At 29.7% G+C, this 13,058-nt stretch carries 10 protein-coding genes; 6 read left to right on the top strand and 4 right to left on the bottom strand.

The annotated features are described in order from the left end of the window. The first annotated feature begins 32 nt into the window (after window positions 1-32). From GQR92_RS06615 to GQR92_RS06605, 3 genes are all read left to right on the top strand, one after another. Window positions 33-848: a lysophospholipid acyltransferase family protein gene (locus GQR92_RS06615; protein ID WP_158838356.1), complete on the top strand. Its 816-nt coding sequence runs from the start codon at window positions 33-35 to the stop codon at window positions 846-848. A gap of 198 nt (window positions 849-1,046) precedes the next feature. Then, on the top strand, window positions 1,047-2,399 hold the full coding sequence (gene rimO, locus GQR92_RS06610) for a 30S ribosomal protein S12 methylthiotransferase RimO (protein ID WP_158838355.1): 1,353 nt from the start codon (window positions 1,047-1,049) through the stop codon (window positions 2,397-2,399). A 50-nt stretch (window positions 2,400-2,449) separates the two neighbouring features. After that, complete coding sequence (locus GQR92_RS06605; protein WP_158838354.1) at window positions 2,450-3,175, top strand: diphthine--ammonia ligase; 726 nt, start codon at window positions 2,450-2,452, stop codon at window positions 3,173-3,175. A 173-nt stretch (window positions 3,176-3,348) separates the two neighbouring features. Here GQR92_RS06605 and GQR92_RS06600 read toward each other — a convergent pair whose 3' ends face one another. Beyond that, a complete protein-coding gene (locus GQR92_RS06600) occupies window positions 3,349-5,826 on the bottom strand; it encodes a M14 family metallopeptidase (protein WP_158838353.1) in 2,478 nt (825 codons plus the stop codon). A gap of 198 nt (window positions 5,827-6,024) precedes the next feature. Between GQR92_RS06600 and bshC the strand changes: the two genes are divergently transcribed. After that, window positions 6,025-7,620: a bacillithiol biosynthesis cysteine-adding enzyme BshC gene (gene bshC, locus GQR92_RS06595; RefSeq protein ID WP_158838352.1), complete on the top strand. Its 1,596-nt coding sequence runs from the start codon at window positions 6,025-6,027 to the stop codon at window positions 7,618-7,620. Beyond that, the gene (gene rlmF, locus GQR92_RS06590; RefSeq protein WP_158838351.1) at window positions 7,617-8,471 is read left to right on the top strand and encodes a 23S rRNA (adenine(1618)-N(6))-methyltransferase RlmF; all 855 of its coding nucleotides are present in this window, start codon (window positions 7,617-7,619) and stop codon (window positions 8,469-8,471) included. The genes bshC and rlmF overlap by 4 nt, the downstream gene beginning before the upstream one ends. A 245-nt stretch (window positions 8,472-8,716) precedes the next feature. Here rlmF and GQR92_RS06585 read toward each other — a convergent pair whose 3' ends face one another. Beyond that, window positions 8,717-9,319 (bottom strand): hypothetical protein, encoded by a 603-nt coding sequence (locus tag GQR92_RS06585; protein WP_158838350.1) that lies wholly within the window; start codon window positions 9,317-9,319, stop codon window positions 8,717-8,719. Window positions 9,320-9,467: 148 nt separating this feature from the next. On the opposite strand from GQR92_RS06585, the gene GQR92_RS06580 reads away from it, so the two are divergent. Continuing rightward, complete coding sequence (locus tag GQR92_RS06580) at window positions 9,468-10,955, top strand: hypothetical protein (protein ID WP_158838349.1); 1,488 nt, start codon at window positions 9,468-9,470, stop codon at window positions 10,953-10,955. Between the two features lie 66 nt (window positions 10,956-11,021). Here the strand turns inward: GQR92_RS06580 and GQR92_RS06575 are convergent, their stop codons facing one another. Next, a complete protein-coding gene (locus GQR92_RS06575; RefSeq protein ID WP_199269196.1) occupies window positions 11,022-11,396 on the bottom strand; it encodes a LysM peptidoglycan-binding domain-containing protein in 375 nt (124 codons plus the stop codon). Window positions 11,397-11,535: 139 nt separating this feature from the next. Beyond that, the gene (lpdA, locus tag GQR92_RS06570) at window positions 11,536-12,924 is read right to left on the bottom strand and encodes a dihydrolipoyl dehydrogenase (RefSeq protein WP_158838348.1); all 1,389 of its coding nucleotides are present in this window, start codon (window positions 12,922-12,924) and stop codon (window positions 11,536-11,538) included. Window positions 12,925-13,058: the final 134 nt, after the last annotated feature.

Genomic DNA, 13,058 nt, shown 5'->3' with positions numbered 1-13,058 from the left:
AAGTTTGTTAAAATAACTAAAACTAATTTAGAATGCCTTTATTTAAAAGGAACCCATTTGGTCATATTTTATTCTTAAAAAAATGGCTTATAAGAATTTTTGGAATTGTCTCTCACGGTAGATATCGTAAATTCAATAACCTACAGATTGAAGGTTCAGAAAACCTTAAAAACTTACCAGATTCAGGAGTCTTATTTATTGCCAATCATCAAACCTATTTTGCAGATGTAGCAGCAATGTACCACGTTTTTAATGCTTCTTTAAGTGGTAGAGACGATTCTATAAAAAATATTGGATATATCTGGAAACCTAAATTAAATGTTTATTTTGTTGCGGCAGGAGAAACAATGAGGTCTGGGTTATTGCCTAAAATATTTGCTTACATGGGCTCTGTTTCTATAGAAAGAACCTGGAGAAGTGGTGGTAAAGATGTAAAAAGACAAGTTAAAAATTCTGATATTTCTAATATAGGAAAAGCAATAAAAGATGGTTGGGTAATTACTTTTCCGCAAGGTACAACAACTCCTTTTAGACCCATTAGAAGAGGTACTGCTCATATTATTAAAACGTATAAGCCTGTTGTAGTACCAATTGTAATTGATGGTTTTAGACGTTCTTTTGATAAAAAAGGATTGAATATTAAGAAACGTAATGTTTTACAATCTATGGTAATTAAAGAACCGTTAGAAATAGATTATGAGAATGAAACAATTGCAGATATTGTAACTAAGATAGAGTATGCTATTGAACAACACCCTTCGTTTTTAAAAGTTTTAACTGTAAAACAATTAGAAGAACTAACAAAAGAAGAAGAAGAGTTGAATAAGAAAAGAGCCTTTTGGAGCTAATAATTCAATTCAAAAAATAATACTTATAAAGCCTCGAAATTTCGAGGCTTTTTTATGCAATAAAATTAGATTTAAGAACTTGATAAATAGTTAAGCAACAAACTTTTTTAGAATCTAAATTTGTTTATAATAACCATATTAAAAACTATATAGATATACCCTAATTAAGATGTATATTTGCAGTCAGAAAAAAATGATATGCGTACAAAAACCATCAAAAAAAATAAGATTAACGTTGTTACTTTAGGGTGTTCTAAGAATGTTTACGATTCTGAAGTATTAATGGGACAGTTAAAAGCTAACGGAAAAGATGTTGTTCATGAAGATCCTGAGGATGATGGAAATATCGTTGTAATTAATACTTGTGGATTTATTGGTAAAGCAAAAGAGGAATCTATTGATACAATTTTGCATTATGCAAAAAGAAAAGAAGCTGGTGAAATTGATAAGGTTTTTGTTTCTGGTTGTTTAAGTGAACGCTATAAGCCAGATTTAGAAGCAGAAATTACAAATGTAGATCAATACTTTGGTACGCACGATTTACCAAATCTTTTACAAGCTTTAGAAGCAGATTATAAGCACGAATTAATTGGAGAACGTTTAACAACAACTCCTAAACATTATGCGTATTTAAAAATTGCAGAAGGTTGCGATAGACCTTGTTCTTTCTGTGCAATTCCTTTAATGAGAGGGAAACACGTTTCTACACCTATAGAAGATATTGTTACAGAAGCAACAAAATTAGCAGCAAAAGGAATTAAAGAAGTAATGTTAATTGCACAAGATTTAACGTATTACGGATTAGATATTTATAAGAAAAGATCTTTAGCGCAGTTATTAGAAGCTTTGGCTAAAGTAGAGGGCATTGAATGGATTAGAATGCATTATGCTTTTCCTACAGGTTTTCCAATGGATGTTTTAGATGTGATGAAACGCGAGCCTAAAGTATGTAACTACTTAGATATTCCTTTACAACACATTAATACAGAGTTGTTAAAATCGATGAAACGTGGTACGACGCATGAAAAAACAACTGCATTAATTCATAAGTTTAGAGAAGCTGTGCCAGAAATGGCAATTAGAACAACGCTGATTGTTGGATATCCTGGAGAAACAGAAGAAATGTTTCAGGAGTTAAAAGATTGGATTGAAGAAATGCGTTTTGAACGTATGGGTGCTTTCGAATATTCTCATGAAGAAAACACTGGAGCGTATGTTTTAGAAGATGATGTACCTGCAGAAGTAAAGTTTCAAAGAGTAAATGAAATTATGGAAATTCAATCTCAAATTTCTTGGGAATTGAATCAAGAAAAAATAGGGAAAACGTTTAGATGTTTGTTTGATAGAAAAGATGGAGAGTTTTTCTATGGAAGAACAGAATCTGATTCGCCAGACGTAGATAATGATGTTATTGTAGATGCAAAAGAACATTATATTAAAATAGGTGAATTTATAGATATTAAAATTCATGAAGCTGGAGATTACGATTTATATGGTACACCAACTGTTAAGCAAGAAAAACCAGTTTCTTTAAATCAAAAAAGAAAATAATTAATCAAAATCCTACTTTATGTAGGATTTTTTTATGCAAAATTGTTCTTATGCAAAAAACGTATTTTAATTGGAGTTCTGGTAAAGATTCTGCGTTGGCACTTTATAAAATTTTACAAGACCCAACGTATAATTTAGATTTATTAGTTACCACAATAAATAAAGATTTTAATAGAGTTTCTATGCATGGTCTTAGAAACGAATTGTTATTAAAACAAGCTGATTCTATTGGAATTCCTTTAAAAACCATAGAATTTCCTGCGGATGTTACCATGGATTTGTATGCTGAAATAATGAAAGAAGCAATGGATTCTTTAGTGGCACAAAAATATTCTCATACTATTTTTGGGGATATTTTTCTGGAAGATTTAAAAGCATACAGAGATACCAAATTAGCTGAGGTAAATATTAAAGGAGTGTATCCGCTTTGGAAAAAAGACACCAAAGTAGTCTTGCAAGAATTTTTAGATTTAGGTTTTAAGGCAATTACAGTTTGTGTAAATGCAAAGTTACTAGGCGAGGAGTTTGTAGGTAGAGTTATCGATGAACAATTTATAAAAGACTTACCAGAAAATGTTGATGTTTGTGGAGAAAATGGTGAGTTTCATACTTTTGTTTTTGATGGACCTATTTTTAAAAAACCAATTGATTTTTCTATAGGAGAAAAAGTATTACGTTCTTATACGTTACATGATAATGACGATGATAATTGTTATGCTGCTAAAAAAGAAGAAGCTAACCACGATACTAGTTTTTGGTATTGTGATTTAAGTTAATTATAGTTTCTATTTTATAAAATATAAAAACCCGATTTAATGATCGGGTTTTTTACTTTTAACGTAATTTGATTATCATCTAACAATTTGCGTTAGGGATTGAAATGGCATCCTTTTTACTTTTTTGTAAAAAGATATAATGGAAAGCCCGTTTAAACGCCCAAATTAAAAATCTATTTCAATTTATCAGAATTTAAAAAGAAAACGGCATTGGCAACAAATAACTTTCCGTTTTGCCAGAAAGATCTAAATAAAGGATTGTCTACCATATAAATAATGCTACCATTATCCATTTGTTCTTCGGCGAATAAAATAGATTTAGGGATGTTTTTTATAGCTTTGCTACCGGCATAACCCGATACATTTATGGCGTTTGTATCAAAATAAGCAACATTGTTTCCGTCTTTTAAATAAGCATAAGAAGTTCCGCTTAATTTTAATGAAAAATAATTTTTCCCATAACCAAAAGCTAATGGATGTGTATTGTCTAAGGTACTTTTAAAAATACTACCTGTAATTAAATTGGCAACACTTTTACGTTCTTTATCTGCATAAGGAGTTAAGTCTGCATCCTTAATTTTTTCTGTAGATGTTTTCTTTTTTAAGGAGAAGTCTTTTTTATCAGCAAAACTATTTAACGCATCTCCAATAGCAATTAAAGTTCCGCCAGAACGTGTCCATTTTTTTAATTTTTCTAAAGTAGTTTTTGTTAAAACTTTGCTATAAGAACCATCAGGAATAATAATAACATCGTATTTAGAATAGTCTAAAGCACCAAAAACATCAGAATTTATGTTGGTTATTGGGTATAGTAATTGCGTTTCAAAGTAATGCCAAACCTCACCAAAACTTAAAGAAGAAGTACCTTTACCAGACAAAACTGCAATTTTTTGTTGGTTGATTGGTTTTACAGAATACGAACCAAAATCTACACCAGAAGAAACAAAACCTGTTTTTACAGCAGTCAATTCTCTTTGGTGTTTGTTTGCTATTTCTATTAATTTAGTATCAAAAGATTGATTTCTATTATCATTTCTTAAAATAATTAAGGTTCCTCTTTTGTATGATTTTTCTGCAATAGAAAAAGGTTTTTCGGAAAAACGAGGTGTAATATCGGCTTGTAATAAAGCACCTAAAAAAGTAGCATCCTCTAAACTATTCCATTTAGAAAGGTAGGCATAGGCAGTTGTATCAATAGAATTTGCAATAGTATTTAAACTTTTAGTGGTAGTAGAATTTACTTTTGTATGCGAAGCAATCGCTTTAAAACCGTGTGCATACGGTAAAGACCAAGCAGTAATATCGTACGTTAAAGAATCTACTAGTTTTGTTTTAGGTTCAAACAAAACTTTTACCATTTTTCCTTTCGGTTGATTGGTGTGTATAACTAAATCTGTAGAAGAAACATCCATTTTTTCTTCTTTCTGAGTCGCATAATTATATCCTTTTACAAATCCAATTTGTGTGTTTTCGTATTTAATTTCATGCGTATCTAATAAGGCTTTTAAACGATTGGTTTTGTCTTCATTTTCATTTTTTAAAACATAACTTTTATAACCTAAAGTAGCGTTGTTAAAGAATTTTCTAAACTCAGTATTTAATTTTTCTGCATTATTTGATGAAATTTCTACGGTAGATAAACCAGTTGTTAAATGATGAATGGCTCTGTCTTTTAAAGTTAAAACTTCGCCTTCATCTGTTTTAATTCCTAATCCTGCCATTCCATGCCCTGCTTGTTCGTAGGTCATACCAATTGCTCCCATATAAGTAGGGTAGGTGTCTCCATAACTTGGGTACAATAAATCGAAACTTTCTTTTGTAAAATATAACCAACCTTCTTGGTCGAAATATTTAGCATGATTTTTCCCTACTTCTGTCTGAAATTCTCGTTGCCAATCAGAAATAATTTCATGAAAAGGTTCTGCTGCAGGTGCAAAATAATAAGGGTTATTAATGTATTGTTCATGAAAATCTACATGTACATGTGGCATCCATTTATTATACATTTTTATACGTTGTGCAGATTCTACTTGCGTTGCCCAAGCCCAATCCCTATTTAAATCGAATAAATAATGGTTTGGTCTTCCAGAAGGCCAAGGTTCTGCATGTTCTTTTCCGTTTTGATTTGTATTAAAAGGCGTACTTTTTACTTGGTTGTACCAATTTACATATCTGTCTCGTCCATCAGGATTTACAGCAGGATCTATAATAACAACGGTATTTTCTAACCAAGATTTTTTGGTAGTAACCAACTCATAAAGTGTTAACATAGCAGCTTCTGTACTCGAAGCTTCGTTTCCATGCACGTTATAGCTTAACCAAACAATGGCTTTGTTGTTTTTAGAATTTCCAGAAATAATACCTGTTTGTGTAAGGTTGTTTTTTCTAATAGTTTCTAAATTATTGATGTTTTCTTGTGACGAAATATAACTTAAATACAAAGATCGGTGCTCATTGGTTTCTCCGTATTTTTCTAACTTTACGTTGCTTAATGTATTGCTTACATATTTAAAATAGTCTACAACTTTATGATGTCTTGTAAAGCGAGCGCCAATTTCATAGCCTAAAAAATCGGAAGGAGATTGTACTGTTTGCGAGAAAAGGCTTCCCATAGTTAAGAAGGTGGTAATAAAAAGGACTTTAAATTTCATAAATAAGCATTTGGAAACCAAAAGTAAGAATATATTTTTTTGTTTTTCAGTAGATTGAATCTTTTGATGTTAAAACTTTGTTAGATTGAATTTAGCCTTACGACAAAGGATAAATTATTCGTATTTTTATCAAAAATTAATTAAACTAAATGAATTCTACCTCAGAATCTGATTGTTGCCAAAACCGTGTTCTTTAAGATGAAAGTAACACAGATACCCTTTAAAAAAACCGGCTTTTTCTCTGCTACAATGTTAGATTATTTAGAGAAAAAAGAAGCGATACAGCCATTTTATAATAATTTTCCAGATATTACAGGTTTTCATAACCAGATAGAAGAAAAGCAAAAGTCTTTTCGATTACAATCTAGATTGGTATTGGTAGATGCTTTAAAAAATCAGTATATAGATTTTAAAGTTTCTGAGAAAACGAATGAATATATAGAGAGTTTAAAACATAAAAATACGTTTACGGTAACTACGGGGCATCAATTAAATTTGTTTACAGGGCCGTTGTATTTCTTGTATAAGATACTTTCTACCATAAATTTGTGCGAAGAGTTAACCGCTAAATTTCCCGAACAAAATTTTGTTCCAATTTATTGGATGGCAACAGAAGATCATGATTTTGAAGAAATTAATTACTTTAATTTTGATGGTAAAAAAGTAATGTGGAATAGAGAAGATGGTGGCGCTGTTGGACGATTTTCTACAGATGGATTAGAAGATGTTTTTGATGTTTTTTCTAACCATTTAGGCAATTCTAAAAATGCAACATTTCTAAAACAACTATTTTCTGATGGTTATTTAAAACATAATAATTTAGCAGATGCAACAAGATATATTGCAAATGAATTGTTTACTGATTATGGTTTGGTTATTTTAGATGGTGATGATGCTAGTTTAAAACAACTATTTAACCCAATAGTAAAAGACGAATTAGAAAATGAAACTTCTTTTAAAGCAGTTTCTAAAACAATTACATATCTAGAAACGGCTTATAAAATTCAAGTAAACCCAAGAGAAATTAATTTATTTTATTTGGGCGATGATTTTAGAGAACGTATTCTTTTTGAAGACGGAGTTTATAAAGTAAACAACACCAATATTACTTTTACCAAGGCAGAAATTTTAAAGGAAGTTGATAACAACCCAAAATCATTTTCGCCAAACGTAATTATGAGACCTTTATACCAAGAGGTTATTTTACCAAATCTTTGCTATTTAGGCGGAGGAGGAGAAATGGCGTATTGGTTAGAATTAAAAGATTATTTTGAAAAAGTAGCAATTCCGTTTCCTATTTTATTGTTGCGTAATTCTGTACAAGTAGTCTCTAAAAAGCAAGTAAACAAGCTAGAAAAACTAAATATCTCTTTAGAAGAGTTGTTTTTAGACCAATATGATTTATTGTCTAAAAAAGTAACCGAAAACTCTGATATTAAGGTTAACTTTGATGAAAAGATTCAGTTCTTAGAAAAGCAGTTTTTAGAACTAAAAGCAGTTGCTAAAAAAACAGATGTTTCTTTTGTAAATGCAGTAAATGCACAAGAAAGAAAGCAAATTAAAGGATTAGAAAATTTGCAAAAGCGTTTGTTAAAAGCAGAGAAAAGAAGACAAAATGATTTAGTTGATAGAATTACTCAACTTCAAAATGAAATTTTACCAAACCAAAGTTTAGAAGAAAGGCAACGTAACTTTTCTGAATATTATTTAGCGTATGGTTTTTCATTTATAAAAGCGTTAAAAGGTGCTTTAAAACCTTTACAATTAGAGTTTACAGTATTAGAATTAGAATGAAAGAAAAAGGTCTACATCCAAAGAACAAATTTAACAAAGGGTATAATTTTGAAGAATTAAATGTAATAAACCCAGCATTAAAAGAATTTGTTGCTAAAAACGAATTTGGTACTGTTACTATTGATTTTTCGAATCCGGAAGCAGTAAAAGAACTGAATAAAGCCTTATTATTTTCTTTTGATAAAATTTCTACGTGGCATTTTGGAGATAAAAACTTATGTCCACCAATACCAGGACGTTTAGATTATATTCATCATTTAGCAGATTTACTTTCTGATGAAAAAAATATTAAAATTTTAGATATCGGTACAGGAGCAACAGGTATTTATCCTTTATTAGGTATTGCAGAATACGATTGGAATTTTGTTGCTACAGACATCGATTTAGATTCTTTAGATACTGTGCAAGATATTATGGATGATAATAAACTTAGTGCTAAAATTGAGTTACGTCACCAAGAAAATGAAGCGCAAATTTTAAAAGGAATTTTAAAAGATGATGATTCTTTTTCTGCAGTAATGTGTAATCCGCCTTTTTACAAATCGGCAGAAGAAGCACAAGGAGCAAACGGTAGAAAATCTAGAAATTTAGGTAATAACGCTGTTAGAAACTTTGCAGGAAATAACAATGAACTTTGGTACATTGGTGGAGAAAAAGCTTTTTTACATAATTATTTATATGAAAGTTCTTTGTTTCCTAAAAGTAGTAAATGGTATACAAGTTTAGTTTCTAAGAAAGAAAACGTAAAAAGTTTAGAGAAATCTTCAGCTAAATTAGGAGCTAAAGAGTTTAAAATTATTCCGATGCATCAAGGAAATAAAGTAACAAGAGTTGTTGCTTGGAGGTTTTAATCGCAGGGCGATAGCCAAAGTTTTAATTCACAGAGGCTTGCCTCGAAATGAAAAAACATGTTTCGGAAGCATAATTCGTACTCTTGGGGCAAGGTTGTTGATTAAGCTTCTTTAATTTCTTAAAAAGAAAAACATATTTATAAAAAAAGGTTCAATCAAATTTCATTTTGATTGAACCTTTTTTTGTTTGAAATAATAGATTTCTCAATCGCAAAAAAGCTCATTTCGAAATGGCAAAAGAAGGCTTAATTAAAAACCACATCATCAATTTTATACTTTTTACAAATAAAGTGTAAAATAGTATATACCAACATGTGTACAAAAACCAAACAAATAAAAGCATATAAAGGAACGCCTAGTATTTGATATGGCCAATAATACGTCCAAACTCCTAAGTAAATAGTAATTACTTCTCCAAAAGCAGGAAGTATTAAAGCCAATAATATGGCTAATAAAATTTTGTTTTTTTGAGTTTGGGCCTTTAGTAAAGGAATTAAATTTCGTTCTAGTTTATATAAATAATGGAAAGCAAGCATCCATGCAAAAGGCAACCAAAGTGGGAGTTCTCTTGTAACTTCATGATATTCCCAATAGCCATTTGCAACACCCCAAGTTTCACCAACAATTCCTCCAAAACCAGTTAATAACATACCAATTAATAATAACCAATTTTTATTGGTCTTTGGTTTAATGATTTCTTTATAAATATTATGTATAATTTTAAGAATTAAAATCCCTGCAATTATAGCATCATATTGTTTTAAAACACCAATTAGAATTCCTGCAATTATTAATTTAAGAAGTGCTTTAAGTGTTTCTTTTAAGAATAGTTTTTTGTTAGTAATCAAGGTATTATTTCTTTTTTGCAAAAATAAGATTCTAAATTGAGTCAACTCTTGTTTTTATTTAAAATTGAAGGATATCAGTCCATTATTTTTTGTATCGGAGTAATAAAGAATATTTTTCCTCATTAAATTTGTTTTAAAATTAATTGACATGAATCACAAAAAAGCGTTTAAAATACTTGTACTAGTGGTATCTATTTTATCAATTTATAAAATTGCAGATTATTATGTTACTCATAAAATAGATTCTTATTTAAAAGCAGAACAATTAAATTATGATGCGATCTCGATAAATTTATTATTCGGAAATATCACTTTAAAGAATGTTTCCATAGTAAAAGATAGTCTTCATTTTAAAACCGAAAAGTTAAAAATAGAAGGAGTATCTTATTATCAATACATCAAAAATAAATCAATTTATATATTAGATTTAAAAACGATCAATTCAAAAATTACAGGTAAAATATCAAAAAAAGACAATAGCGGAAAGAAACAAAAAGACACCTTAAAAGGGGAGTCATTAGCGTTAAAAATAAAGCACATTGAGTTTAAAAACCTTAAAGTTGATATAAAAAAGAATGATAATTTTCCCTTAACAGCTAAAAGTATTTACATTAAAATTAATAATTTTGAATTAGATACAGATAATAATAAATCAATTCCGTTTTTATATTCTAACATAGAAACATCTATAATAGATTTTGAAACACAATACTCTAAAGTTCAAAAAGTGAAGTTTTCTAAACTGATTTTTGAAAAAGACAATTTATCTTTAGACAGTTTAGAGATTGTACCCTTAAAGTCAAGAGAAAAATATATCTATCATGTTTCTGAAGAAAAAGAACTGATGACTTTATTAAGTGAAAAGGTTGTTATTTCTGATATAAAAATATCCGAAAAAGAAAAATTCAGTTTTACGGCAAACCATATTTTATTTGAAGAAGTTTTTTTTAATCTATACTTAGACGGAACTGTATTAGAACACCCAGATAAGAGAAAAGACTTGTATAGTAAAAGTCTTAGAGAGCTACCTTTTAATATTGATATAAAGAAGGTAGAGATTAAAAAAGCAAAAATTGTTTATGAAGAATACACCATAAAAGAGAACAAGCCAGGTATTTTAAATTTCGACAATCTAAATGCTCAAATAAGTAATATAAATAATAATAATGTTAGAGAAAACAACGTAACAACAGCAAAGATTCAATCTAACTTTATGAAATCTTCTCCGTTAGATATTGAATGGACATTTGATATTAATAATAAAAATGATAATTTTAGAATAAGCGGAAGCTTGTTTAATGTTACTTCTCAAAATATGAGTTCCTTTCTATTACCTACTATGAATGCCAAAATGGATGGTTATATAGATAGGATGTATTTTGATTTTGAAGGAAATGATTTTACATCTAACGGTAAGTTAAATTTAGATTTTAAAAACTTTAATATTAAAATTTTAGATAAAAAGAAAAGTAAGAAAACGGTGTTAAGTTGGTTGGCAAATTTATTTATAAAAGATTCTTCTAAAAACGGAATTGTAAAGGTGAAAACTGAAAATGTTGAAAGAGATAAAACAAAGTCTTTTTGGAATTTTTTCTGGCTAAATGTAGAAAAAGGGTTACAAAATTCTTTAATTTAGTAATTTATGATACAAAAAAACCGAAGCAATTTGCTTCGGTTTTTTTAAACTATATTTTGTAATTTCTTATAAATTAGGAATCACTAATTCTTGTCCTACTTTAATCACATCTGGGTTTGTTAAGATATTTGTATTTGCTTCAAAAATAGCATTGTATTTAGATGATTTACCGTAATACTGTTTTGCTATTTTACCTAAAGTTTCTCCGCTTTTTACAGTATGGTTTGCAAATACAGAAGTGTCTTCTACAGAAATATCTGCAATAATATCAGAAGGATTATCTCCACCAGCTTTTTTAATTTCATCCCAAAGAAGATTTTTTTCATATTGAGTCTTTGCAGTTCCTGTAACATGTAAAACACCATTTTCTTCTTTTACATCTCCATTTTTAATTGCTAATTCTTCACCTAGGTTAAGTACACTTTGATATTTTGCTTTCATTTTAATTCTTTCTTTATGGTTATTAATAGTATAAATATACAAAAAAACCAAAGCAAGTTGCTTTGGTTTTTCGATTAAAGTACAATTTATGTAGTTGAAATCCCTTGCTTAAACAAAGAATAACATATTATGTATTTTCTTATAAGTGAATTACTTCATCATAAGCATCTGCAACTGCTTCCATAACAGCTTCACTCATTGTTGGATGAGGGTGAATTGTTTTTAAAACTTCATGTCCAGTAGTTTCTAATTTTCTACCTAAAACTGCTTCAGCAATCATATCTGTAACACCAGCACCAATCATATGGCAACCTAACCATTCGCCATATTTAGCATCAAAAATTACTTTTACAAAACCATCTTTGTTACCAGCTGCACTTGCTTTACCAGATGCAGAAAAAGGGAATTTACCTATTTTTAATTCGTAACCAGCCTCTTTTGCTTTTGCTTCTGTCATACCAACAGATGCAATTTCTGGAGACGCATACGTACAACCTGGTACGTTTCCGTAATCTATTGGTTCTGTATGTAAACCAGCTAATTTCTCTACACAAGTAATTCCTTCTGCAGAAGCAACGTGTGCCAATGCTTGTCCAGGAACCACATCGCCAATAGCATAATAACCAGGTATATTTGTTTGGTAAAAATCGTTTACTAAGATTTTATCTCTGTCAACAATAATACCAACATCTTCTAATCCAATATTTTCTAAGTTAGATTTAATTCCAACTGCAGATAATAAAATGTCAGCAGTTAAAGTCTCTTCACCTTTTTTAGTTTTTACGGTTGCAACAACACCTTCACCAGAAGTATCAACAGATTCTACAGAAGAATTTGTCATTACTTTAATTCCAGATTTTTTAAGAGAACGCTCAAATTGTTTAGAAACATCAAGGTCTTCTACCGGTACAACATTTGGCATAAATTCTACAATAGTAACCTCAGTTCCCATAGAATTATAGAAATGCGCAAACTCAACACCAATTGCACCAGAACCAACAACAATCATAGATTTAGGTTGTTCAGGTAAACTCATTGCTTGTCTATAACCAATTACCTTTTTACCATCTTGTGGTAAGTTTGGTAACTCTCTAGAACGTGCACCAGTTGCAATAATAATATTGTCTGCACTATATTCAGTTACGGTTCCATCTTCAGCAGTAACATCAACCTTTTTACCAGTTTTTATTTTACCAAAACCGTTAATAACATCAATTTTATTTTTTTTCATTAAGAACTGAACACCTTTGCTCATCCCATCAGCAACACCACGACTTCTTTTTACAATAGCCTCAAAATCTTTATCAATTGCTTCAGCTTTTAAACCATATTGGTCTACGTGCTTTAAATAATCGTAAACTTGAGCAGATTTTAACAATGCTTTTGTTGGTATACATCCCCAATTTAAACAAATTCCACCTATTTCACTTTTTTCTACAATGGCAACTTTAAAGCCTAATTGAGAAGCTCTAATTCCCGCTACATAACCTCCAGGTCCACTTCCAATAATAATGATGTCGTATTTCATAATTGTATATTTTACTTTTTATTTCTTAAATTTGGGCGTTTTAACGGGCTTTTCGTTGTATCTTTTTTTATTGAAAAAAAATCAATAAAAAAAGGATGCCACTGCAATCCCTAACGCTGGCTAATTTACTAACT

Origin of the sequence: Polaribacter sp. L3A8, assembly GCF_009796785.1 — a bacterium.
GTDB lineage: Bacteria > Bacteroidota > Bacteroidia > Flavobacteriales > Flavobacteriaceae > Polaribacter.
This window is presented reverse-complemented; position numbering and strand designations above follow the sequence as displayed.